At 49.8% G+C, this 22481-nt stretch carries 28 protein-coding genes; all 28 read right to left on the bottom strand.

The genetic code is table 11. From position 1 onward, the window contains the following. Window positions 1-61: 61 nt before the first annotated feature. The 28 genes from H8Z83_RS04075 to H8Z83_RS03940 all read right to left on the bottom strand — a co-directional run bounded on the left by H8Z83_RS04075 (window position 62) and on the right by H8Z83_RS03940 (window position 22420). Window positions 62-520 (bottom strand): HAD domain-containing protein, encoded by a 459-nt coding sequence (locus H8Z83_RS04075; protein ID WP_187013843.1) that lies wholly within the window; start codon window positions 518-520, stop codon window positions 62-64. Beyond that, the gene (locus H8Z83_RS04070; protein WP_187013842.1) at window positions 520-1287 is read right to left on the bottom strand and encodes a RecB family exonuclease; all 768 of its coding nucleotides are present in this window, start codon (window positions 1285-1287) and stop codon (window positions 520-522) included. The genes H8Z83_RS04075 and H8Z83_RS04070 overlap by 1 nt, the downstream gene beginning before the upstream one ends. After that, window positions 1287-1724: a single-stranded DNA-binding protein gene (locus H8Z83_RS04065; RefSeq protein ID WP_187013841.1), complete on the bottom strand. Its 438-nt coding sequence runs from the start codon at window positions 1722-1724 to the stop codon at window positions 1287-1289. Before H8Z83_RS04065 ends, H8Z83_RS04070 begins: the two co-directional genes overlap by 1 nt. Continuing rightward, a complete protein-coding gene (locus tag H8Z83_RS04060; protein ID WP_187013840.1) occupies window positions 1717-2322 on the bottom strand; it encodes a Sak single strand annealing protein in 606 nt (201 codons plus the stop codon). The genes H8Z83_RS04065 and H8Z83_RS04060 overlap by 8 nt, the downstream gene beginning before the upstream one ends. 16 nt (window positions 2323-2338) lie before the next feature. Next, a complete protein-coding gene (locus H8Z83_RS04055; protein ID WP_187013839.1) occupies window positions 2339-2950 on the bottom strand; it encodes an HD domain-containing protein in 612 nt (203 codons plus the stop codon). Between the two features lie 68 nt (window positions 2951-3018). Beyond that, on the bottom strand, window positions 3019-4593 hold the full coding sequence (locus H8Z83_RS04050; RefSeq protein WP_187013838.1) for a phosphate ABC transporter substrate-binding/OmpA family protein: 1575 nt from the start codon (window positions 4591-4593) through the stop codon (window positions 3019-3021). A 6-nt stretch (window positions 4594-4599) separates the two neighbouring features. Beyond that, entirely contained in the window at window positions 4600-5415 is an 816-nt protein-coding gene (locus H8Z83_RS04045) for a hypothetical protein (RefSeq protein WP_187013837.1), read from the bottom strand. Further along, on the bottom strand, window positions 5415-5975 hold the full coding sequence (locus H8Z83_RS04040) for a hypothetical protein (RefSeq protein WP_187013836.1): 561 nt from the start codon (window positions 5973-5975) through the stop codon (window positions 5415-5417). Before H8Z83_RS04040 ends, H8Z83_RS04045 begins: the two co-directional genes overlap by 1 nt. Next, on the bottom strand, window positions 5959-6600 hold the full coding sequence (locus H8Z83_RS04035) for an ABC transporter ATP-binding protein (RefSeq protein WP_187013835.1): 642 nt from the start codon (window positions 6598-6600) through the stop codon (window positions 5959-5961). Before H8Z83_RS04035 ends, H8Z83_RS04040 begins: the two co-directional genes overlap by 17 nt. After that, a complete protein-coding gene (locus H8Z83_RS04030; RefSeq protein ID WP_187013834.1) occupies window positions 6584-7363 on the bottom strand; it encodes an ABC transporter permease in 780 nt (259 codons plus the stop codon). Before H8Z83_RS04030 ends, H8Z83_RS04035 begins: the two co-directional genes overlap by 17 nt. Before the next feature lie 14 nt (window positions 7364-7377). Beyond that, window positions 7378-7638: a hypothetical protein gene (locus H8Z83_RS04025; protein ID WP_187013833.1), complete on the bottom strand. Its 261-nt coding sequence runs from the start codon at window positions 7636-7638 to the stop codon at window positions 7378-7380. Next, window positions 7638-7925, bottom strand: coding sequence for a DNA gyrase (locus H8Z83_RS04020; protein ID WP_187013832.1), 288 nt, complete (start codon window positions 7923-7925; stop codon window positions 7638-7640). Before H8Z83_RS04020 ends, H8Z83_RS04025 begins: the two co-directional genes overlap by 1 nt. A 190-nt stretch (window positions 7926-8115) precedes the next feature. Then, complete coding sequence (locus H8Z83_RS04015) at window positions 8116-8802, bottom strand: DNA cytosine methyltransferase (protein WP_187013831.1); 687 nt, start codon at window positions 8800-8802, stop codon at window positions 8116-8118. An 81-nt stretch (window positions 8803-8883) separates the two neighbouring features. Continuing rightward, entirely contained in the window at window positions 8884-9759 is an 876-nt protein-coding gene (dcm, locus tag H8Z83_RS04010; protein ID WP_207731975.1) for a DNA (cytosine-5-)-methyltransferase, read from the bottom strand. Between the two features lie 125 nt (window positions 9760-9884). Further along, window positions 9885-10412, bottom strand: coding sequence for a sugar-phospahte nucleotidyltransferase (locus H8Z83_RS04005; RefSeq protein WP_187013830.1), 528 nt, complete (start codon window positions 10410-10412; stop codon window positions 9885-9887). Window positions 10413-10443: 31 nt separating this feature from the next. After that, window positions 10444-11049, bottom strand: coding sequence for an NAD(P)-dependent oxidoreductase (locus tag H8Z83_RS04000; RefSeq protein WP_207303592.1), 606 nt, complete (start codon window positions 11047-11049; stop codon window positions 10444-10446). A 14-nt stretch (window positions 11050-11063) separates the two neighbouring features. Further along, complete coding sequence (gene nadE / locus H8Z83_RS03995) at window positions 11064-11807, bottom strand: NAD(+) synthase (protein WP_187013829.1); 744 nt, start codon at window positions 11805-11807, stop codon at window positions 11064-11066. Between the two features lie 16 nt (window positions 11808-11823). Beyond that, window positions 11824-13317 (bottom strand): nicotinate phosphoribosyltransferase, encoded by a 1494-nt coding sequence (locus H8Z83_RS03990; RefSeq protein WP_187013828.1) that lies wholly within the window; start codon window positions 13315-13317, stop codon window positions 11824-11826. Window positions 13318-13338: 21 nt separating this feature from the next. Beyond that, a complete protein-coding gene (locus H8Z83_RS03985) occupies window positions 13339-14151 on the bottom strand; it encodes a phosphoribosyltransferase family protein (RefSeq protein ID WP_187013827.1) in 813 nt (270 codons plus the stop codon). 1 nt (window position 14152) lies between these two features. Next, on the bottom strand, window positions 14153-14719 hold the full coding sequence (locus tag H8Z83_RS03980; RefSeq protein WP_187013826.1) for a cysteine hydrolase family protein: 567 nt from the start codon (window positions 14717-14719) through the stop codon (window positions 14153-14155). A 13-nt stretch (window positions 14720-14732) separates the two neighbouring features. Next, the gene (locus tag H8Z83_RS03975; protein ID WP_187013825.1) at window positions 14733-15545 is read right to left on the bottom strand and encodes a hypothetical protein; all 813 of its coding nucleotides are present in this window, start codon (window positions 15543-15545) and stop codon (window positions 14733-14735) included. A gap of 231 nt (window positions 15546-15776) precedes the next feature. Continuing rightward, window positions 15777-16433: a hypothetical protein gene (locus H8Z83_RS03970; protein ID WP_187013824.1), complete on the bottom strand. Its 657-nt coding sequence runs from the start codon at window positions 16431-16433 to the stop codon at window positions 15777-15779. Window positions 16434-16561: 128 nt separating this feature from the next. After that, on the bottom strand, window positions 16562-17431 hold the full coding sequence (locus H8Z83_RS03965) for a phosphoadenosine phosphosulfate reductase family protein (RefSeq protein WP_243184713.1): 870 nt from the start codon (window positions 17429-17431) through the stop codon (window positions 16562-16564). Between the two features lie 67 nt (window positions 17432-17498). After that, window positions 17499-17957, bottom strand: a complete 459-nt coding sequence (locus tag H8Z83_RS03960) for a hypothetical protein (RefSeq protein ID WP_187013823.1) — start codon at window positions 17955-17957, stop codon at window positions 17499-17501. Between the two features lie 16 nt (window positions 17958-17973). Then, window positions 17974-18888: an AAA family ATPase gene (locus H8Z83_RS03955; protein WP_187013822.1), complete on the bottom strand. Its 915-nt coding sequence runs from the start codon at window positions 18886-18888 to the stop codon at window positions 17974-17976. Between the two features lies 1 nt (window position 18889). After that, window positions 18890-19717 carry a hypothetical protein gene (locus H8Z83_RS03950; RefSeq protein ID WP_187013821.1) on the bottom strand — a complete coding sequence of 276 codons (828 nt, stop codon included), beginning with the start codon at window positions 19715-19717 and terminating at the stop codon, window positions 18890-18892. 115 nt (window positions 19718-19832) lie between these two features. Further along, window positions 19833-21227 (bottom strand): 2'-5' RNA ligase, encoded by a 1395-nt coding sequence (locus tag H8Z83_RS03945; protein WP_187013820.1) that lies wholly within the window; start codon window positions 21225-21227, stop codon window positions 19833-19835. Between the two features lie 35 nt (window positions 21228-21262). Further along, on the bottom strand, window positions 21263-22420 hold the full coding sequence (locus H8Z83_RS03940; protein WP_187013819.1) for a cysteine desulfurase family protein: 1158 nt from the start codon (window positions 22418-22420) through the stop codon (window positions 21263-21265). Window positions 22421-22481 lie beyond the last annotated feature (61 nt).

The following is a 22481-nucleotide window of genomic DNA, read 5'->3' as shown; positions in this document are numbered from 1 at the left end:
AGTTCTTTGGTAAGCCCGCCCACTTCATGTGGACGGGTCTTATCCGAATAAAATCCGTCTTTCATTTGCCGTTCAAGATGTGGATAGCACTCTCGGCCTCCTCAACACCGAGTCCTCGGCGCATTACCGTCTGAACCCAGTGATCTTTGTTCGGCTCGATATCTGCCCGGTCGTCCAGAATTACGAAGTCTCCGACCTCGCTATGTTCTTTTAGCCAGCAGTCAATTTCCATACCTCTGTGACAGGATGGCAGCTCCGGCGTAAAGCCGTAAAGACGAATCCCGTATTTCAACAGCTCTGCTTCCAGTTCCAGATAGTCTCCGTTGTATCTCGGGTCGTCTCGGTCGTATCTCCAATCACTGGAAAGAACGACCTTAGCTCCTGTCATGTTAATGATGTGCTTCAGGTTCTTCATTTGCCTGTTGTCAACAAACGTATAGCCGCCTTGGGTTTTGCGGACTGTACGATCACTGTTGAGCACACCATCAACGTCGAGGAAAATTACCTTGATCTTTTCCATCACTTATATTCCTCCGTAACATATTGGCTGGAATGCTCACAATGCTCACGCACAGAACATAGGTAGTCACAAAAGAAACGGTCGGGTTTGGCAGGAAAATTCCTTGCCTTATAGATGTCGTCAATGGAATGCAGGAACCAGTCTATGTCCTCCTGAGCAGTTACGATGTTGAATGGCTCTCTGTCCAAGATACCTTCGCGGAACTTGTTGAACCAAAGTTCACGCGGCCACTCACCGTAGACCTCTTTGACCCGTACTGCATACAAGTTCAGTTGGCGGAGATATTTGCGGCGTTCCTCTCTGGATTTCCATTTGCCCCGGCTTTTGTGATCGCAAACGATCAGCCCAGACCTATTACGAGGCACCAGGTCTATGACGCCCACCACCGGTCTGCCGCCCAGTGTGGAGGTATACCGGTCTTCGACCGCAAGCACTTCTTCTTCGTCTCCCAGTTGTCCACCGAAATTATCGAAGTATTCCATACCGCGCTCATAGTAGCTGTCTTCCAGTCGGGGAAATGGAAACCGTTCTGTAACTGCTCTTGCGTATTCCTTCTCATAGAGGCCGGATAAATCCCACAGCTCGACCTGCTGACGAAAATATCGCTCTAAAAGCGAGTGCGCCAGTGAACCCCATTGAGCAAAAGCGTTGTCCACGCGATCCATGCACTGGAGGTAAGTAAGGTCAAACATACGCGGGCACTGATCAAAACTGCTAACGCGGGAGTATGACCAGTCCATAGTGTCCAGGAGAAAAGAATTATCCATCAGAAGGGCAGCTCTCCATCTTCCTCACCGACATTTGCGAAGTCGCTGTTCTGAGAAGGAGCGGTAGCATATCCGGTGGTGGAGGCAGAGGCGTTGTCAGAAGTCTCGCCGTCCTTCTTGGAATCGCCGAAATAGACGTTCTCGGCAATGATGTCTACGGCAGAACGCTTGTTGCCGTCCTTATCGGTGTAGTTGCGCTTCTGCAGCCGACCGACAACAACGATCATGCGCCCCTTGCCAAAATACTTGCCAACGAAATCCGCCGTAGAGCGCCACGCAGTCACATCGAAGAAGTCCGTCTCGCGCTCATTGTTCTGCTTGTTCACGATGTCGCGGTCGCAGGCGATAGAAAAGCTGCACACGGAGATGTCATTGTTTACCTTCTTGATCTCAGGATCGCGGGTAAGACGACCCATGATGATTACCTTATTAAGCATTGTGCTTTACCTCCAGTTTCTTGATCTGCTCAACGACTTTCTGAGCCGTTGCGATATCCTTGATAGCGTTGGGGTTCTTCACACCGGCAACACTTTCGATAGCCTTGTAGATGGTGTCTTTGGACACACCGGCTTCCAGCTTCCCGGCAACAACGCTCAGGATCTCCTGTTTCACATCGTCCAGATCGTCTTCCTTCTTCTTGCGGGCGGCGCTGGACAGCTCCTCACCCGTCCAAAGAGACAGACCCAGGCCGTGCAGAGCAGCACACTTGACCAAGCAGCGCTTGATAGACTTCTCTGCATCGGCAGAGGTGATCGTGTCGATGGGAATAGACTTGTTACGGAAATCCATAACAGCCAGAGACTCCGTTTCAGTCTGGTCGTTGATGGTGATAGATACCTCTACCCAGGCGGTCTTTCCGTCCGTATGGTAAATGCAGCCGTCAGCGGCCTTGTTGATGGTAAACTTGGCACTGGGGAAGAGGGATTTCACGATCATCCATGCCTTAGACCAAGGCAGGTAGACGATTTTATCCTTCTTCTTGAGGTGTTCCGTGATATCGTACTCGTTCAGAATTTGAAAAACGCTTTTTTCCATGTTAGCCTCCGTTGATTTACTTTGTTGCTAAACCCTCGACAAGATAGGTAGCCTCCATATCAGCCAAATGCGTCATGACTGCCAGCGGGCAAGTTTCAAAAGCATTGCCCATACTGTAATCCCCGCCTTTGACCGCACAATCAAAGCTGCCCATATGCCAGCGGATCGCAAAGATTTCGTCACGTGTGAGCTTGATGAAGCTCTGCAGGATGATGACAGATTTCTCGCCATGACCAAGCGGGAGACGATCTTCCGTTTTGTAGAACGGCTCCTTATGCCATGCGCCCGTAACATCATCCTTGACGTTCCGAGAGCTGACGGTGTAGTAGTTCACCTTCGTTAGGTCGTGGAACAACGCAGTGACCGCCACCGTCTCCGGTGAGATTTCCAGTTCAGGATAGCGAGCCACAAACCCAGAGAGCTTGTCATACACATTGAGGCTATGCTCCAGCAGCCCGCCAGTATAGTTGCCGTGGAAGCGCGTGCTTGCCGGCGCAGTATAGAAGTCAGAACGTTCCAACCACGCCATCAGATCTTCCATACCCGGACGATTGATAGTAGCGCAAATTTCAACGAACCGTTTTTTCAAATCGTCCAAATTTGCGCTTTCTACATTCACTACATCCATATTGACCACTCCTTTATTATGTTGGTGCCCCGAGGAGGGGACAATGCCCCTCCTCGTAAGGCGCAGAATTACTCTTCGATGATCTTGAAGAACACGTCGGTTCTACGGTTCAGGTAGGCATCGGCAGAGCCGGGATCTGCAACCATCTTCGTGTTGCCATTGCCGACCGTAATCAGACGGTTCGGATCAATACCGCAAGCGATGAAATACTTGGCGACGGCCTTTGCACGTTCAGCAGACAGCGCCTGCCCAGAGTCGGAGTAATTGCGGGCATTGATATTACCCTCTACCTGGATAATCGCGCCATCCAGAGTATTGGCGATAGAGACGAACTCATCCATGATGGCGTATGCCTCTTCGGGGTTCTTGAACTGAGCGGTATCAGCCACAAACTCAACGGTCATGGATTTGCTCAGCAGCGCCTCATAATTGACGATTTCCTGCTTCTGCTCCTCGGTCAGCTCAACGGGCTTGCTGGTAGAGGCAGAGGTAGAAGAATACTTGCTTGCCAGAGGAAGCAGATACTGGTTATCAAAGAGCGTCATAGCCGCCTTGCGATTGACCATCTCGCCCAAAGACTCCCAGATATCACACATATCGAAGTAGACAGAAGGAGCAGTGGAGTCCAGCACTTCCTTATTCTCGGCGTAGCCCATCATTTCGGCGTCGCCGCACTGAGCCTTAATTTCCTCGTCAGAAACGCCGGCGAACATAGGCATGACAGAGCGGATGTAGTCAAATTTAGTGGTATACATTGCGTTGGCTTGGAAGATACCATCAATAAAGGCGGTCACAACGTCGGGGTGTGCCTGGGCAAAGTCGGAACGGAATACGATACCGTCCATAATCAGACTCTTAGAGGCGGTGGTAGAGAACATGATGTGCGCACCGCTGTTTTCGGTTGCATAAGACAGGTAGGGCTGCCAAGTCGCTGCCACGTCCAGCTGGCCGGCGAAGAACGCCTCGCCCGTCTCAGACGCATCGTCAAAGAGAATCATGTTATCAATGATAGACTGCTTGTCAGCATCGGACAGGTCGCTCTTATTAACAAACCATGCCACAAGCGTCTGGGCTTCGCTGAATCTGGGAACGCCGATCTTCTTGCCCAGCAGATCATTTACGGTATCGATACCGGACTTAGCAATAATGCCGTCACCGCCAGCGGAGTAGTTAGTGAATACCGGCATTACCACATCCAATCCGGCCTCCTGGAACTTACCAGATAGGAACGCGGTACGGTTGGTGGTATAACCCGCAGCATTCAGCTCTCCGGTAATCAGAGCGTTGCTGCTGGCGGTTGCGTCATTGATGATATTGATGTTGACCTTAATGCCCAGCTGGTCGAAAATTGAACCGGGTTGCGTGGTCAAACCCTGGTTGGCGTCGATAATAGGCTTCCAGCCTACCCACTCATCCAGAGACAGGTTAATCACGGGATCAGAGGTGTCCGTCTTGCCGGCGGATGGCTTTGTTGTGGGCTTCTGGGACGTGCTGCCAGACTGAGTGCCCGAACTGATGGGCTTGTCGTCTGCGATGTTGTTCTTGTAGTAGTTATAGCCGAAGCCGCCGATACCGGCGAGGAGCGCCAGCACGATGACGAAGATCACCACACGGCCAGCGGTAGTGAGTTTCATTCTCTTCATGGTGAGTTACTTCCTTTCCTCTTTCATTTTGGATTTAGGAGCGTCGAAGGTGACGCCAGACCGTGAAGCCTGAATAGCCGGCTTCCCGTTATACTTTGTGGCGAGAGACTGCAGGTAAGCATCTGACTGAGCCTTCGCCGCATTTTTCTCAGCCATTGACATTTTGGTGGTGGTACGGCTTGCGTGAACGACAATCGCACCATCAACCTCTTTGCGAAGATCCTCCGCTCCGTCCCGGACACTGCCCAAGAGCTTATCAGTGGCAGAGTCCCGGCGCAGCTCGTCCAGATCGCCTAAGAGATCCTTCATGTTGCCACGGAGTTTCATTTCCTCGACAGTCATACGGCTCTGCTTTTTCAGCTCGCGGAGCTTCTTGTCGTACGCTTCATAAACGGTCTGAGCCTCTTTTACCATAGGTTCAATCTCTCGTAGGTATTCCTCTTTCTGGGAGATTTCAAACAGGATTTCCTCACGCCTGGTTGAAAAAATGGCAGCATCGGCCATATTGCCAGATCTGACCAGAGACTCACACTTTGATTCAACGTCCTTCAGTTCTCCATATAGCTTGTTGAGGTTCTTCTGGACGGAGGACTGCTCGCCCACAAACCGATTCAGGGTATCACCGGCCTTGTTGTAGCGCTCCTGCACTTCCTCAATAGCTTGCTGGAAGACAGCCTTGGCACCCTCGGGTGTCTTGGCGATATCCTCCACAAAGATGTTGAGGAACCCTCCAACGAGGACTTTCAGCTTACCCCGGACGCCGGGGAAGATGATCAGGGCGAGCACAAATACAACCGCTACCGCTCCAATCACAACGCCCATTACTGTGCTCCTTCCTTACCGGCAACGCCGTTCGCAAACTCCAAGAGTTGACTGATAGCTTCTTTTTCCTTCTGGATGGCGGTGCTGGAATCAGAGGTCTTCTGCTTGGAGTCCTCAATTCTGGCTTCCGCCTGCTCGATCAGAGACTTCAGGTGTTCGATGTCCGCCTCGGTCTCAGCAATCAGTGCGTCGTTTTCTGCCCTGATACTATCCTCGGCAGTGTCCAAGACGCGACCACGCTTCAGACCGTCCTCAATGAGATCATCCACATTGATCCCGTTGACACTGAGAATGCCGGCGATGGACGCCTGTTTCTTAGCCTTAGTCATGTCCTGGGGCAGAATGTCGATATACGCCTTGATCTTAAAGATCGAGTTCTCGTCGTCGATATCGCCCTGCTGATAGATGGATGCGATCACATCATCATAGGACACCTGAGCAGCGTCAATTACCGGCGTCTCAGGCGCGTACATAGGCTCGGATACGGGTTGCATGGGGATTTCAGGCATACCTTCGTATTCGGTACGAACCAGCCCCATGCGTTCAAATAAACCTGCCATGGTTTGTTACAGCTCCTCTCGTTTCAAATTTAATTATTTTATCGCACATTTTGAACGCCTCGTCCTGGCTGTGCGTTACCATAATGATTGTGTTGCCTGTCTCAGCATGGATATCCAAAATCAAACGCTGCATTTTGCTACGGGTCTTGTCGTCCAAAGCGGATAACGGTTCATCCATAAGCAGGTATCTCGGCTTGACATACAGCGTTCTTGCCAACGCAAGGCGCTGCTGCATACCACCTGAGAGCTGAGACGGCCATTTATCTGCATACTGCTCTAACCCAACCGCTGCAAGTACCTTGATAGCGTCATTGCGATTACGGAGTTTTTTGTCCCGTTGGGCAATCAGCACATTCTCTGTGCAGGAAAGCCAGCCGAAGTTGGAATAGCGCTGGTGCATCATGTACACAGGGTTCTTGTCGGCGTTCCGATAGGTAGTGCCATCAATGATAACCTTACCATGAACGGGGCGAAGAAGGCCGGCAATGGTTTTGAGGAGAGTCGTCTTACCGGCACCAGACTTCGCCAAAATGCCGTAAATCAAACCGTCGTCAAATTCCTGGTCGATGTGTTCCAGAATTGCTTCGCCGCTGTACCCAATAGCCAGATCATTCAACTTGATCATCGCAGTACCTCCACTGGAATATCTTTCGGATCAGCAAGTTCCCCAGCTTGTCAAAAACGAAGCTGAACAACATGATTACGATGATTGCTCCGAACACCACGGCGGTACGGCCTCTGGCAGAACTTACATTGATGATGAAGCCCAAGCCATACTTAGCGTTGGTTGCTTCTACCACGGCGCAGTATGTCCAGCCAATGCCATACATCATCAGGAACGTACTGAATATTGAAGGGAGCGATGCGGGGAGCAAGATTTCTTTGATTGTCTCCCAACTGGTCATTCCGATTGTCTTGCCCGTATCCATCAGATCTTGCAGTACGTCGTCAAAGCAAAGCAGGATCGACGGCAGCAAGTAAACAAACGTTGCAATAAATAGGAACGAAATTTTCATCTGCTCCCCAATCCCAAACCATAGGATCAGGAGCGGAGAAAATGCGGTTACGGGAACATACCGTAAGAAGGAAACAACCGGCATGATAGTTTCCTTGATAGGCTTCACGCCATAAATTAGAAGGGAGAGGGGAATTGCTACCAGCATAGAAAGAGCAGACGCGCCAGTAATCCGCAGGAAAGAGTAGGCAAGTCCTTTTTGTAACTGGCCTGTCTCTGCCAACCCGACGATTGCTTCCCAGACGGCAGCAGGGGCGGGGATAAACAGCGGTTGAGTGAAGCACGAGGCCACATACCAGACGGCAATGAAACAGGCCAATAAAACCGCTCCCCGTATACAGTTTTTCGCACGCCGTTTGACTGAGGTTTTCATTTCACGACCTCTTCTCATGAATCATCTTCACCCAGCGACTTCATCATGAAGCATTCATCACAATAGCAGTCACCAGTTGTTTGGATTTTGACATAATCGCCAACTATCGGTTCTCCGCAGGCATCGCAAAGGATAGTACGGGTATAAGCTCCGCCACAGTAAGGACAACCGCTGAAATCCTCATAGGGCGGAGAATCTAACCCATGGCGTTCTTCCCATCGCTTCGGATCGTCAAAGGTTTTGCCGCAGTCCAGACAGGTATATTCGCCATACATCAGCGCTTCACCTTCCAGACTGCCGTATTGCACCCAGACTTGCCAGGACGCCTGCCGACGATCATAACCTTGCCCTCGGCTTTCATCTCTGTCAGACGAGGCCGTGTGAAGTTCGGACTGTTGGTGGGGATTTTACCCTCAGAGACCAGCTTCTCGCCAATCTCATCAGCAGTCATACCGCCAGGATCACCGCTGGTCAGAACATCCAAAATCATAGCCTTACGATTAGGACGCTTCGGTTCGATCTGGTCATATGCTTCACGGCGGTTTCTCAACGCAATGCTCATATGAATCACCTCTTTCTATCCGACAAATGCCGGTTTCTGTTGCAGTGATAGTTGGACAAATCCAACCACCTTCCTGAACTCGACCTCTTCGAGTTTTACTGGACGGGTAAGATAAATCCGCTACCCCCCCCCACAGCACACTCGATATAACCTTTTTGGGTGGCCTGCTTAATTCTGACTTTCTCCATGGTCAACCTCCGGGCTTCTCAGAGCATACCATCCAGTCTTGGCTCCGCCCCCCCGCTTCGGCTTTCAAAGCACGTGCAACGGTTTCGCTATCATATACACGATTGGCGTCTCCATTGTAATCGTTGATAAATCCCAGCTGCTTCAGTTCATCACCCTTGGGAGAATAATTTACTTTGTTGCTATCATCGGGAACATCAAAGGTAGAGAGTGCTTTTTCAAATGCGCCAATGCCGGAGAAGAAAGATCCAACTGCCATATCATCAAAGAGGTAGGGCATAGCTTCGTATAACTCTTTCATGATGGCACAAAGCACATCGACCACAATGGAATTTCCCGCTTGTTTATAAAGCTGAGAACCGCTACGGTCTTTGCCACCGTATAAATTCTGATTCATGGCTGCTTGAGCTTTGTAGAAATCTTCGTCAGAGAAGCCCATCAGTCGCCATGCCTCCAACTGGGTCAGTTTCCGAACTCGGATACAACTTTCGTGTTTCTCATTGGTTTCCATCACTCTCTTGTCCCCCCCCCCGTCAATGGTGCGAATAGTGCCGCAGACATTATCTTTGAAAAAACGCACACCTTCATCGCATCGACGCTCACATACGATTTTCACATTGGCTTCCTCGCTTTCATTTATCTCTATCAACACATTGTCTTTTTGAACACCCGTCAAAGTGTTGGTACACATATTAGGGCGAACTTCCAAACGCTGTATTATCTTACCCCCCCCGCATATCTTCCACGAATTGCAGCGGGGATAATATATCGCTTACTCATTATGCTCCATAACTCCTGTCATTTGCTGATTTCCAAAGCCCTTATAGTCACGGGCCAGCAAAGTCAAGGCCGTCTCACAGTATCCTTCAAACTGGGTGCCTTTCTTACTCAGCTTCACACCGGCAAGTGAGCAAGTCCCAGCAGTGGTGGTCTGTGGAACCTCTTCCGCTGGCGCGGACGGTGTTACTGATTTGTCTGAACGGGGGGTTATCATGGCAGCTACCTTGTCATCAGGCAGGTAGTATCGCTCGTCAACCTTATCCTCCAGCATATCTACCAGCGCTTTTTTCAAAGGGATAGGAGACGGGAACTTAAACTTCCCATTATCTAAATCCTTACGAATGATGACACAATAAACACGCTCACGATTCTGGGGGATTCCGTAGTGCTTTGCATTCAGAACCTGCCAGTAGACGTTGTAACCGTAGTCTTCCAGCTCTTTGACAAAGAGGTTAAAAGTGGCATAGAAGCGAGAACCGGTAATATTTTTAACGTTCTCGTAGATAGCGAAGCGAGGCTTCTTTTCTCTTAGGAAACGCAGCCATTCGACCAGTAAGGAAGAGCGGGTCTTCTCGATTTCAGTTGATCCGCACTTAGGGCAATGGTCGCGTTGATCATAGTGAGCTTCCAGGGGATTATATACGTGGCCGCAATGCTTACAAGTCCATGCAGCCCCCCCCTGTTTGCCCGCTATGCTGAAGTCCTGGCACGGGCTTCCACCGAACATGACATTGAAATCCGGCACAACCTTCTCATCGGCTTTGGTAATATCTCCGATGTTAAGGGTAGGATCAACACCATGAACGGCGCAATAGCTTTCTGCGGCGTAACGATCGAACTCGCAGAAAAGGGCAGTTCGGTAATCCAAGTTAGTTCCTCCTATGTTGGTTTTCTTTGTTGCTAAATGGAAGGTTAAGGGATTTACAAATTCCCTTGAGCTATCTCCATTCTATCATACTGTCTCCATAAAGTCAATAATTTTCTTTGTTGCTATTATGCGTTTTTTTGAATTTCTTCAAAGATAATCTGTTTAGGCAATATCCCTTTACATACATAGACGCTGCTGAACGGTGGGTTTAGAGACGGCTTTTGGTCAGCGTAATTCTTAAAGTAAGATACGCGCCGATTGAGATACATGATTTCAAAATCATGCTCACGGAACATCTCAAAACGTTTCTGACTCTCGAAGAGTCCGACGACCCCTACTAACATAGCAAAGGGTATATTCAACTGGAACAGCCGCTCAAACACTTCACCTTTGAGGGAGTACGGAGGGTTACTGATGATGTAGTCGCACTTCGGCGGATCAATAGCGAAAAAATCCTGACCGTTTGCAATATGTGTTGCGATTACGGTATAGCCACGTTGCCGAAAGAGCTTTACAAACAAACTATCCTCAGTGTCAAACGGGCACCAAATTGTCACGGGGGGGGGTGGGAGATACTTGTACAACGGGGTAATCGCATACTCCGGTGTATAGAACTCGTCGTTGCCGCTGCCGGCAACCTTATCCATCTTCATAGCTGCACCTCTTAATTTACTTTGTCACAAATTAAATCCAACGAATGCAAGGTTCGCCGGTATAGCCATGTTCCCATACGAACCAAGCGAAGCACATGGTACTTGACCAGGGCTTACCATTTTCGTCAACTTCCAATCCGTTTCTCAAAGGATTGACACGTTTTGAAAATACATACACGGCTTTCGGAGGGTGGGTGGCAAAGAAATCCTTACGCTGCCGTCCTTCGAGAAACTGGATTTTGGCGAACAGGATCACCTTGCCAGTGGATACCTCCAGAGCTTTCTCAGCGAACTCTTTCGCCAAAGAGAACGGAGGGTTCGTGATGACGTTGTTGAATTTTTCGGGATAGTTCTCAGTGAGGAAATCCACCCCGCCAACAATACCACATCCGAACCTATCATCTCTCTGAACCAGATCAGTAGAGATAATTTGACTGTTGGGATAATGTTCCCGAAGCACCTTACTGATATGCCCTTCGCCAGCCGCAGGCTCCAAAATGGAGCCGTGTAGCTCTTCTCGGCTAAGGATGGCTTCTGTCGCCTCGAACGGAGTAGCATAGTAGTCGTTCTCCACACGAGAGCGGGTAGGGGACATACCGGCCAAACTGGTGCCGCTCAAATAAGTACGCTCTTCCATTTTCTCACCGCCTATTAAAAAATTGTCGTTCCGTAGGCAGGCATAGGATTGAGCTTGTGAAGGTTGTGATCGTGCATAGAGGCAATCTTCTTGTCGATTTCCTCAATTCCACTGGTGCCATACATGATGTAAGCATCCAGGTGAGCATAAGTAAATCCAAGATTATCCTCATCAGTTTTTCCACACAGCCCATCGGAAGGGGTCTTGCTTATCAGGTTGATAGGCAGAAGAAGCTCGTACCCAATCTGGATGACTTCATGCACCATCAGATTAGCGAGCGGGCTAAAATCGCCGGCGCTATCGCCAAACTTGGTAGAGTATCCCACATAGTCTTCAGAGCGGTTGCAGGTATTAGCAACACGTCCGCCGTGAGGCAACGACTGAGAAATAGCATAGAGGGTCGCCATACGGATACGGGGAGGGAGGTTTATCCTCGTCTGATCGCTGACGTTCATATTGAGCGCTACTTGATCACTTACCGCAGACACTGCTTTGGAGATATCGGTATAGGCGTATCTGATACCCAGAAATTCGATCAGCTGCTTGCTATCGTCCAGATCGGGCTGTTCTCCATTCGGCATCATAACACCCACTACACGCTCTTTGCCCAGTGCCTCTACGCAAAGAGCGGCAACAACGCTGGAATCTTTACCACCAGAAATACCGACCACCGCATCGCAGCCATGGCCGTTACTTTCAAAGTAGGAACGAATCCACTGGACAATCTCATCCTTAGTACGCTTTGGGTTAGCTAACATTGTGGCACCTCTTTTCTCAAAAGTTTCCCTCATGAAGATTATTGCGAACCTCATCCAGGGTATAAATTCTCAGGAGCTTGCCATCCTTGAAAACTGGCTTCAGCCAGTTCCCAATCTGCGACTCCTCCCAAGTCAAACCGTCCTGGCAGAAGAAGTTGTGGTACGTATAGTCATATACAACCTTACAGCAGCCGCGCTGAGACTCCTTGAAATGTCCGCTATCTGTCTTGGGGTTCTTAAAAATCATGATGGGCTTTCCGTCAGCATCTTCTGCATAGGTCGCTTTGACTGCGATACCAAATGTATCACGGGTGTACGGCGCATAAGTCTTTTCGCCGCCGTCCATCGTCTCCAGACACTGCATAGAGAAAGAACCGACGCCCAGAGAAACATTGTTGATAGCGAAGCCATGCTCCATCAGGATCTTATACACTGCCTCGCACCGCTGCGGGGTAATGCTATCGCCATACAATGCCTTGACGTGTGGATCAAGAACTTTGTAACCCTTGCTGTTCACGGTACCACCAAAAATTTCCCACAGTTTGAACACCGTCTCAGTTACAATCTCCACGGGGTTTCCGCTGTCGCCGCGAATAGCAAGACACCCATGATGTGCCATCACGTCCTCTTTAATCGCGGGGAGAATATTATTGACCAGGTTCCAGTAGTCATAGCTGTCGCTGACCATAGAGAAGTTCTGGTACGGATAGATTTCTTTCAGCAGACGCCGCACGTGCGTAATCTCGTCACCGTCAACCGCATAGTTGGAGCACATAACACTGTGTTCAGTAGAAAGAGCACCGTAAGCCACCGCATCGTTCTCTACCCGGCAGGCGTAGTTGTGTTCCAGCCAAAGAATAGCCGGCACTGTAGCGGTATTAAGGAAGCTCAGGCAGAACGCAGCAGAACTCTTGGTGGCGCTCTCCACGCTTTCCTGACCGCGCATGGAAAAGTCGCCCAGCAGCTTGGCCCGCACCACATCATCGTCACAGGTGAGGGCGGCGTACTTATTGACAATCTGCCGGTAACGATATCCGACTTCCGCTGAAATCTGAGTATGCCACATGGTACATGACAGCATTGTTTCGATAGAGTTGACCAACCACACAAAGTTGGGGTTGGTATTCGAGATCTCAATTTGCGGAACATGAATATTGGTACGGGTTCCCTCCGGTACGGCCCGGATTTCCAGAGGCAGATACCCCAGCTTATGAAGCGCCGTCAAACGCTCCACGCCAACGCCGTCCGTGCCGATGGTGTTGTTCAGTACCCGCTTGTATTCGGCAAGCACCTCATCCAATGAGCGGTTGAAGAAGTGAGTATTGAACGCCTCGATCAAATACTCCTGGATAAATGCCTGAAGACCAAACATTGTGACCTTCTCAGTATCAGCCAGCCGCGTCATGCGCGGGGTGTAATAAGACACCATCTTGGTCAGTGCGGTGGGGTACTGCTCTGCATGGGCGGTCTTGTAGAAGTCCAAACAGAGCAAAGGACTGTATGAAATCATTGTTTTACCCTCTTTTCATAATCATCTACAAATGGAGATCTTCTCGTGATCAACACGGAGGATACTATCAGTGGTGAATACACGAGAGATAAGACCATCTGTCAGCACAGTGCCTTTCAGGATCGTGTTCTCACAGTGGGTAACATAGAGCATGACTTCCTCTGCGCCGGCTTCTTTCAGAGCCGTGGCAGTATGGGTAAATGTCCCGCCGCGAGAGCAGATATCGTCCACGATCAGAATATTTCTGCCGTTGACTTTCTCAGGCTCTGTCAGCTCCAGCCGCTCAATCTTGCCGGTGCGCCAGTCACGATGTTTAATGCAAAAAACATACTCCATAGGAAGAAGCTCAGAGTATCGTTTGGCAGCACCTTCATCCGGGTAGCACAGCAGAGGATTCAGACCCTGACTGACCATCCACTGAATTGCATAGTCGATGTAATGCTTCACATCCATAGTCTCAGCCCGGTCAATCAGTGCCATAGCCACATTAGAGTGAGGGTCGAGAACTTTGACAGACTCGAACCCAAGCGAATTGATAAACTCAGCAAACCACTTGAGCGTGAACACCTCATCGCGGTTCTTTACCCTGTCCATACGGGCGTTGGGGATATACGGCATCTCCAGATAGAGGAGCGGGTTGCCAGCACTCTTGAGGTGCTTCACCAAATACCAGAGCTGCATACACTCGGCATCATTGTCGTACATCCACCGGATGAAATAAGCGGACTTACCCATGGCGAAAAACGTGAAGTCCAGCTTGGGAGCAATGCGAATCGAAGATGTACCGTCGGGAAAACTGGCGAAGTCGATCCTTCTATCGTCAACAAAAATCATTTCAGACCTCCCAGTTCTCCACATTGATCTGGCACGCTTTCATAGCAGCCAGAGCATTGTTGTGGCTCGCCGGGGTAACGCCGGCGCAGCAGGCAGCGTCAACGGTGATTTTCGTCTCAGGCAGAAACGCTTTGACGAGCAGTGCGTTAGAGATAACGCAGATGTCGGTGCAGAGTCCAACGAAAACGATCTCTTCAATACGCTGCTTCATTCTGGCAGAAAGTTCTACCAGGTAATCGCCCAGCTCTACAGAGCCAAACGTATCCTTCTGGAATACGGATACGCTTTTCCCCGCGTCGATAGCCGCATGACTAATGGCCGTGGCAATGATATCGTCGAGCCGCCAGCCGTGAGTCCCCTCAATGCAGTGCTCGACAGGAAGCAGCTGACCTTCTTGGGTTTTCAGGTAGTCGGCAGAACGATGGGTGTCCTTGGTAATGCAAATCAGATCTCCGTCAAAGCCGGAAATCTTTTTGGCGACATCTCCAACAGCAGCCTGCGCCTCCGGGGTTCCGAGCGCACCATTGATGAAATCGTTTTGCATATCCACTATTACAAGAATCTTCATCTTAAACAACTCCTTAAAATGAGCACTCACACGGTAGATCATCGTCGTCCTTGATGAGCTTTCGTGCAGCGGCCCAAAATGTTTGTGGTTTGGCTTTTTCAGTGGGCGGCAACGCCTTTTCTTTGAGCTTGGCAAATTCCGTCTCAAAGTCTGAAAGATAGCCTTGTTTGAGAATACTGTACCCGATTGTGTCTTCGGCCAGCTTCGCCTTTTCCCATATTTCAGGATAAAGGCAATAAACAACAAACCAATGTTGTTTGCCGGCTTTCAAACACCCGGTACAATTTGCATGATTGAAAATGCTGTAGGTCTTCGGACGCTCGATCCCAACCTCCTCGATGTCATGGATAGTACGTACCTCCCATGTCAAAGGGTACTCTGTTTGGTACCCCATCGCGGCCATAATGCCAACTCTGCGCCGAATACGGTGCTGTTCATTGGCGTCAAAGCCATAGACTAATGAGATATCGTCCCTTACTTCGGGAGGATTTGCGGGATAGTGCTCGGACAGCCATTTATGAAAAGGTTCGGTTTTCAGTCTGTTGGTGCAAAAGGCGGTGGACTGAGCGCCAGCCTTAAACGCCTTGATTTCCATACACACGTCGAACTGATCCTTAACATCCCATCCGGGCATATTGGCGTAAGTAATGGGAACGCCCAGATAATCCGAAACCTGTTTTTTGAAACGCTTGATATCAGCGTCTTCGGTTCGAGGACACAAATCATGATTGAGCAAGATCGTGTCCTCTGCTCCGAACTTTCTAACTACTTCCACGGCGGCAATCGCAGAGGAATGACCGCCAGAAAAACAAACGATGTGCTTCATACCGACCACAACCATCTCGGCTGAGGTCAACCGTCTAATCCTCCCTTGCTACCGGCCAGATGGCTTTCACGCTGTAACAGACGGCTTTACTCTACACTTATCAATCTTGTAGAAACCCGGTTTACCGGGATTGGTATTAGCTCCTTTCTAAATTTGAATTATTTTCGCTGCCCTTAAAAATCGCATGGGGCAGCGGAATAGGTTTTTGGGTAAAATATACTGTGTTGAATTTCAGATCCATACCGACTCCTTCTTTGCAAAACGGTTTAGCAATATACTTACGGTAAGCTGTCCGATCCGATTTACATAGGGGCAATTAAGCCGGTCAGGATGCGGGACGCTGTTTCCCAGGTCAATAACCAGATCGCGGGTATTGTAGGAAATATCCTGCGTGATAATCGGAGTTGCGTAAATCACCACATCCCGGTTCTGCGTAGCTTGCAACAGGCTTTTTGTTTTGGAATGTGCTACTGTAACCGTCGCGTTGTTAAAGTCCAAATACTTCGCCAGTTCTTTAACGGCGTGCCCTCGGCCTACGATGGTAATATCCTTCTCCCATACCAATCCAGACTCAATTAGCAAATCCATGACTGCTTGAGAGACCGCCGACATTCCGGGAGAATAAGAGTGGTCAATATCCACATCAGGATCGAGAATAGAGTTGAACGACACTGTTTCACTATCCACAACAATCCCTCGATAGGGAGGGAGAGGGTTGGACGTATGATCACAGTTGATACCAAGCTGGTCTGCCTTACGCTTGATGGCTTTCAGGAACACGCTATCCTGAGAACCAAGCAGAAGCAGCTTGCCGGAAGGATGTAGGCTTGCAGTTTCCGCATCCAAAGCGGCGGAGAGTTTTTTGATGTTTTCCATTACATCAATCATAAGGCGCTCCTTTTTTTATTTGTATTATTCTACCGGAATACCAATATACTCAAGGACTTGCCGCATACCCAAACCATGTTCTTCCCACGGCCTCATGCAGTAATCCCAGAGCTTTGGGTGCGTGATTTTTAGACGCTGGAAACGGTTTGGAGCTTTTTCAAGGTGAGCGCCAAAGGCACAAAAGACACAGCCAGTACGCTTTTCGCCTGTCGTCGTCCACCCCCCCCATCAGTTCTGACGATCTCGCCATAAACTGAAGCGTAGGGGACTTGATAGGTATAGAGGTATTCCAGCACATCTTCCTCAGTCCAAAAAGACATGGGTTGGGAGCTGGGCTTCTTACCGGAAAAAGCATTACATCCCATACGCAACCATGTGGCACGCCGAGATCTGCTCTCGTTTGCCATAGTTGCAATAATAGGTACTCGACCAGTTTCTTTGGAGTATTTCTTCATAGGCTGCTTCTTCATGACAGTACAGCACCGAGAAGAAACCTTGAATGGGGCATCCAACAGATAACACCATTTTTCACAGTTGAACTCTGACGGCGTTCCGTTGCTCCGCATAATCTCTCCATGCAGCTCTTTCCATCTGAAAGAACCTGGCTTATGCCCATATTCCACAGTGTCAGCTACACGCTTCGAGACAACGGGATATCCGTACACCTCAATGACTTTACGGAAGTTCATCTCAGGCCGGACAATCGTAACGTTTTCACAGCTCTTAACAAATTCTCTGACTTCCGGGAACTCAAGCCCGGTATCAGAGAAAACAGCAGGCACATCGGGGTAGATCCGCCGCACAATATCGAGTAGTACGGTAGAATCCTTACCACCGCTAAATGCCACATAGACCTTCCCATCGTAGTGCTGATACCACTCGATAATACGAGCAGTAGTGATCTGGATTTTGCGTTGGAGAGGCAGGCGCTGCATCTCTTCCAACTCTTCTCTGCTATGCAAAGCACCCACCTCCCCGGTTCCAATGATTGTCGTCATCGCCGCCCAATCCTACCGTATAAATCAGCACCAGAGCCAAAAGCAGTAGGATGATACCGTCCATTGGTTACTCTGTGGCCTCCGGCAGAGCAGGGACGCTGGCATAGCTGGCACGAGCCAGCCACTCGTTGATGACCTTGTTGAAAGTATTGTCGTTGCCCATGTACTTCTTCAGCATGGCAGCAGTCAGGCCGGCTTCGGCGCTGAATGTATCACCGGGCTGGCACTTCACAACCGTCTTATCACCGTCATCCCAGAACACGATGGTAGCCGGGTTGTGGAAGATCACATTGACGGGCATCGGCAGACGGCGAGAAGCAGGCTGATTGGCTTGGAGCTTCATTGCCGCATTCCAACCGTTGGAGAAAGGATCTCCGCTGGGAGCGAGATGGGCAACAAAGCCGCCGTCCGGCATACACAGGCCGCTCAGAAGCTCATCAACGAACCGTTCAGCAGTTACCGGGGGGGGTGCCATAACAGAGATGCGGGGAGCGATGTAGGGAGTGTGGATCATGTCGGGAATCATAGTTATTTCCTCCTATTCAGTGTGCATTGCGGTCACAGGCGTTCAACACCATGACCTGGTTCCAGATATCATTACCAAGCAGACGTTTGATTTTGCTAACCGTCTTACTCGGATTATCTGACTTTTCAACCGCATACGGCCACATATGCCAGCGGATCAGCAGCGCCACAGTAAGGCGCTGGTTAGGACTGAGATCGCCGGTATAGCAGAAGCTGTCATAAGCTCCTGCACGCTCATGATGATAGAAGTGGGCGATCTCAGTGGGATTACCTTTGATGTCATGAAATACTTTGGTCTTCTCTTTGCCAATATCGTGTAGCAACGTAGCGCGGAGCAGAACAGCATCGGCATCTTTATAGTGGCTGATCAGATACTGCCATGCCGTCATAGAGTGCTGACCAACCGTGTACTCGTGGTGCGGGTTATCATGTTCCAGCTTGGAGAGACGAAGCATGAGGGTATCAATCTGGTCGTGGCGATCTTCGTCGCCCACGATTCTGATTTCATCCCAACCCTCCGCCATCATGGGAACATCGAATTTGAAGTACATCCTTTGGATTACAGACTCCGGGACAGAACGTTCCCGATTATTGTTGCGCTCCAGACACACCTCATAGGGTGTCGCCATGAAAAGACATACTGTCCGCAAATCATGTTTGTGGAGCGCTCGGACACGATTAAGGAACCCGATACGGCGCTTGTAGTTGATATTGGTTGCGTCGTACACCACATCCTTGCCATCCACCAGATCCTGCAAAACCCTTTTGTGAAGGGTTTGGAAAACCAAGTCCTGTTGGGTTTGGTCGTTCTCGTCACCAAGAACTTCGGCACGGATTGCATCGCTGGAGTGGACGACGGCGTTAGGGATGCTTTCGGCAGTGAATGACTTCCCGCTACCAGGGAGGCCAACCATCATGTAAAACATCGGCATCTTATTCTCCTCCTTGGATTTCCTTTAAGAAGGATCGTTTGAGAATTTCAACGGTAGCCTTTTGCAGTACCTCATTGGCGTGCTGGTTGATCGAAACAGGCACCGTATCCATATAGCGCTTTTTGTCTTCGGTCATAGATTGAATTGCAGTGCTCATCAGTGCCCGTGCTTCTTTCAAAGAGTAGCAACCGCGCTTCACCTCTTTGAGATAATCACACTGGTTACTGATAAGACAGTCAGCGTAAGGCTCGCCGGCTTCGTAACGGGTCATAAACTCCCTCAGCCGCAGAGCATGGTGAAGCTGCTTCGGGTCATACCCAAATGCCTCAATCTTGTCCATTGTGGCAGGGTAGGGGTGCTCCATTGCCTTTTGCTTTTCCAGAGCCATACCCATAATGCAGTTCATCCCGGCGTAGTTGTTATACCGGGCGATCTCTTCACGAGCGTCCAGAACGGGCTGGAAAAGGTCGGCATACTCCGGGTTGATGATGGAGTAAGGGGTAAACAGGATCTCAACGAAGTTGACATTCTGCTTCTTGATACAGTCGAACATAAGGCGAATGTCTTTGAAATCCACGTGTTCGTTATTCTCCATAATGTGGGTAGTGCTGAGAGGTTTGGCGTTCAACACGAAATCGGAAAAGCTGGGCAGCATGATTGCCTTGGTATCAATATCGCTACCCTCATAGTCAAGGTTATAATTCTGAGAACCTTGCAGGAAGAGGCCAACCCAGCCTCCCCTGCAATGCTCCAAGACGGGCACCAGATGTTCCCGCATCCGCGCCATAATCTTCTGGCGCTTCTGCTCATTCTGGATCAAAGTCGTCATCGTCATATCGCTCCTTTTTGATACAATCCCGGATCATTCTCCGGTATAGGCTTGAGTCGAACTGCTCCATATCTGCCCAGCTTTGAAGTTGTTGATAAAGTCAAGAACGACTTTTTCATCCATTCTGTTCTCCAACATCCTGAGCTTCTTCCATATCAGGCGCGGCGGCGGTGTCTTTGATCAGCCCCTCCAGCGCCTTGAACGCAAAGTTTTTATGCTTATAGGCGGCGAACTTGGGACGGTTGACAATGCGGCACACGACACCTTCCCGAACATGGGTATGACCGACAGGATCGGGGCCATCATAATACTGCTCGGCTTTGGTTTTAATCCATTCACCAGCATTGGTTAGCTCGCAAGAAGTTCCTGTGAAGATTTCCTCTTCGGGAATAAGCCCCCTATACATCAGAGGAACATATTTGACACCCATCTGTTCGCAACGATAGCGCATAAAGTCGGGCGGATACTCTACCACATCGCCGTCTTCGTTGGTCATCGTCATGCGGTAAACGAAAAGATTGGACTTGGGATGTTCCTTGCCATCGGGGGCGCAGCCATAGCTGAATGTGGTGGTTTTACCGTACTGTTTGGTAAACTCCTTGTCGTTCAGCTTAGAGTTATTTCCGGGATTCATGATGGGCGTACCGTCGTCAGTGAATCCAACGACCTCATAGTAGACTGTCTCTCCCTTGTAGAGCTTTCCTTCAAATACCTTGGCGTGTTTCTCTCGGAAGGCGTTATTACCGTAGTAGCCTCCCTCATCGAAGGTGCCCAGAACCACGCGGCGGGTTCCGGTGACGTAGCCCCAGTCATAGATAGGTGCTCGCTTGATTTTGGAACGAATCACATTCGGGGTCTTACGGCTCTCATAGAGCCGCTTCTCCATACGGTTCCGATATTTATAGCCCTGCAACACAGGCAGATAGCCGGTACGCTGAGAAGTTCCGTGCATTTTCAGGGTAACTTCTACCAGATCCCCAGCATGGAATGCGGAGAGATTGTAGGCCAACTGCTCCGTGTCAGCGTGTTCTTGGAAGAGTGGGGAAATAGGATCAGAACGCTTACGAACATGATTGCCACCCCCCCCACTACCGGAGGCGCGTTTGACGGCGGGTATGTACTTCTCGCAGATAGTGATACCGTTCAACACAGAGATCGTATCGCCCTCTTGGAGCTTCTTGATATCGGTAAAAGAAGCCAAACAGGAGAGAGGGAGGAACAGACCGTCGCTCTTCTCGCCCCGGAGCTTGAGAGCCTTAATATTCCGCTTCTCCGGGTCAAGGTATCCGCCAGCCGGAGCGCCATTCTCATCCTTGCGCCGCAGCAAGTCATTCTTCTGTGCGAACTCCAAACCGAGTTTGCCATCGGTAGGGAAGTACACGCCCAGCTGATCAGGGTCGGTGCCGAGATCCACAATCACCGTATTACCGAAACATTCGCCACAGAGCAGCCGGTCGGCATTGGTATGCTTCCTCAGATTGTGAATCCTGGTAACATAGGCACAGTACATTATATTCACTCCTCGTTAATTTACTTTGTCGCTAATTAAGAATACATGGATTTCAGCTTATGAGAGACAGTCACGATAGCCTCTGCCGCTTCGTGCATCTCATTAACAGTGGTATTGAACCCCATTGAAATACGCACAGTACAGGCCGCATCTTCATCAGACATTCCAATACCACGCAAAACGTGAGAGGATTTAGCACTGGCAGCGCTGCACGCAGAACCAGCAGAAAGGTAGATATCCAACTGATCCAACAGAAGAAGCAGAGATTCACTGTTGACGCCAGGGATGGTCAGGCTGATGATGTTAGAAGAATAATTCTCGCTATCACCGTTGATATAGAACTCCCCAGGCATTCTTAGCCCCAAATCAGTTAAGAATGTATCTCTGAGCAATCCCCACCGTAGCTTCCAGTTCTGGAGGCGTTCAGTAACGATTTCTGCTGCTTTGCCGATTCCTACAATTCCCGGAACGTTCTCGGTACCACCACGCATTCCGTTTTCCTGGCCTCCACCGATAATCCACGGGGATTTACGGATAGAATTGCTGATATAAAGCACACCAACACCCAGAGGAGCACCGAACTTATGACCGGACATAGAGCAGAAGTCAATTCCGCAGTCCTTCACGTTCATATTCACATGGCCTGCCGCCTGCACAGCATCGGCATGGAATACGGCATGATACCTTTTGCAAAGGGTTCCGATTTCTTTCATAGGATTGACAGTGCCCAGTTCATTATTTACCCACATGATAGAAACAGCCGTCGAACGTCCATCACGAGGTAAATAGTTAGACTCAGCAGTATGGGCATCCGATAAAAAACGTTCCAGGTCATTTAGATCTACGCTACCATCTTTGTGGACTTTGATATAATGGCGATGACAGTGCGCAGACATAGGTTCCAGAACCGAATCGTGTTCCAGAGCAGTTGTTAAAATCAAGTCGCCGCCAAAGTTTTGCAACCACGCATTGTTCGACTCTGTGCCACCAGAGGTAAAGAACACCTCTGAGGGATCGGCACCAATCATTTTAGCTACCTGGCGGCGGGCATTTTCAACAGCTTCACGAGCATTGACCCCTTGGGTATGGAGGCTTCCGGGATTGCCTACATGATCGGGCCGGAGCCAAGGGAGCATAGCTTCCAGAACCTCCGGGAAGACCGGAGCGTTGGCAGCATTGTCGAGATATACCACGTATTTCACTCCTTTGATAAAAGAGGCTCAGAGCGTAGACAGCTACTTGCTACTCTATCGT

The sequence above is a fragment of the Dysosmobacter segnis genome (genome assembly GCF_014297285.1).
Classification (GTDB): Bacteria; Bacillota; Clostridia; order Oscillospirales; family Oscillospiraceae; genus Oscillibacter; species Oscillibacter segnis.
Note: the sequence above shows the minus strand (reverse complement) of the source record. Positions and strands in the feature narration are given on the sequence as shown.

Excerpts from the sequence above, each read along its gene's own strand:
- H8Z83_RS04075 (WP_187013843.1), bottom strand. The coding sequence starts at position 520 with ATGGAAAAGATCAAGGTAATTTTCCTCGACGTTGATGGTGTGCTCAAC.
- H8Z83_RS04070 (WP_187013842.1), bottom strand. The coding sequence starts at position 1,287 with ATGGATAATTCTTTTCTCCTGGACACTATGGACTGGTCATACTCCCGC.
- H8Z83_RS04065 (WP_187013841.1), bottom strand. The coding sequence starts at position 1,724 with ATGCTTAATAAGGTAATCATCATGGGTCGTCTTACCCGCGATCCTGAG.
- H8Z83_RS04060 (WP_187013840.1), bottom strand. The coding sequence starts at position 2,322 with ATGGAAAAAAGCGTTTTTCAAATTCTGAACGAGTACGATATCACGGAA.
- H8Z83_RS04055 (WP_187013839.1), bottom strand. The coding sequence starts at position 2,950 with ATGGATGTAGTGAATGTAGAAAGCGCAAATTTGGACGATTTGAAAAAA.
- H8Z83_RS04050 (WP_187013838.1), bottom strand. The coding sequence starts at position 4,593 with ATGAAGAGAATGAAACTCACTACCGCTGGCCGTGTGGTGATCTTCGTC.
- H8Z83_RS04045 (WP_187013837.1), bottom strand. The coding sequence starts at position 5,415 with ATGGGCGTTGTGATTGGAGCGGTAGCGGTTGTATTTGTGCTCGCCCTG.
- H8Z83_RS04040 (WP_187013836.1), bottom strand. The coding sequence starts at position 5,975 with ATGGCAGGTTTATTTGAACGCATGGGGCTGGTTCGTACCGAATACGAA.
- H8Z83_RS04035 (WP_187013835.1), bottom strand. The coding sequence starts at position 6,600 with ATGATCAAGTTGAATGATCTGGCTATTGGGTACAGCGGCGAAGCAATT.
- H8Z83_RS04030 (WP_187013834.1), bottom strand. The coding sequence starts at position 7,363 with ATGAAAACCTCAGTCAAACGGCGTGCGAAAAACTGTATACGGGGAGCG.
- H8Z83_RS04025 (WP_187013833.1), bottom strand. The coding sequence starts at position 7,638 with ATGTATGGCGAATATACCTGTCTGGACTGCGGCAAAACCTTTGACGAT.
- H8Z83_RS04020 (WP_187013832.1), bottom strand. The coding sequence starts at position 7,925 with ATGAGCATTGCGTTGAGAAACCGCCGTGAAGCATATGACCAGATCGAA.
- H8Z83_RS04015 (WP_187013831.1), bottom strand. The coding sequence starts at position 8,802 with ATGTGTACCAACACTTTGACGGGTGTTCAAAAAGACAATGTGTTGATA.
- H8Z83_RS04005 (WP_187013830.1), bottom strand. The coding sequence starts at position 10,412 with ATGAAGATGGATAAGGTTGCCGGCAGCGGCAACGACGAGTTCTATACA.
- H8Z83_RS04000 (WP_207303592.1), bottom strand. The coding sequence starts at position 11,049 with ATGGAAGAGCGTACTTATTTGAGCGGCACCAGTTTGGCCGGTATGTCC.
- nadE (WP_187013829.1), bottom strand. The coding sequence starts at position 11,807 with ATGTTAGCTAACCCAAAGCGTACTAAGGATGAGATTGTCCAGTGGATT.
- H8Z83_RS03990 (WP_187013828.1), bottom strand. The coding sequence starts at position 13,317 with ATGATTTCATACAGTCCTTTGCTCTGTTTGGACTTCTACAAGACCGCC.
- H8Z83_RS03985 (WP_187013827.1), bottom strand. The coding sequence starts at position 14,151 with ATGATTTTTGTTGACGATAGAAGGATCGACTTCGCCAGTTTTCCCGAC.
- H8Z83_RS03980 (WP_187013826.1), bottom strand. The coding sequence starts at position 14,719 with ATGAAGATTCTTGTAATAGTGGATATGCAAAACGATTTCATCAATGGT.
- H8Z83_RS03975 (WP_187013825.1), bottom strand. The coding sequence starts at position 15,545 with ATGAAGCACATCGTTTGTTTTTCTGGCGGTCATTCCTCTGCGATTGCC.
- H8Z83_RS03970 (WP_187013824.1), bottom strand. The coding sequence starts at position 16,433 with ATGATTGATGTAATGGAAAACATCAAAAAACTCTCCGCCGCTTTGGAT.
- H8Z83_RS03965 (WP_243184713.1), bottom strand. The coding sequence starts at position 17,431 with ATGACGACAATCATTGGAACCGGGGAGGTGGGTGCTTTGCATAGCAGA.
- H8Z83_RS03960 (WP_187013823.1), bottom strand. The coding sequence starts at position 17,957 with ATGATTCCCGACATGATCCACACTCCCTACATCGCTCCCCGCATCTCT.
- H8Z83_RS03955 (WP_187013822.1), bottom strand. The coding sequence starts at position 18,888 with ATGCCGATGTTTTACATGATGGTTGGCCTCCCTGGTAGCGGGAAGTCA.
- H8Z83_RS03950 (WP_187013821.1), bottom strand. The coding sequence starts at position 19,717 with ATGACGACTTTGATCCAGAATGAGCAGAAGCGCCAGAAGATTATGGCG.
- H8Z83_RS03945 (WP_187013820.1), bottom strand. The coding sequence starts at position 21,227 with ATGTACTGTGCCTATGTTACCAGGATTCACAATCTGAGGAAGCATACC.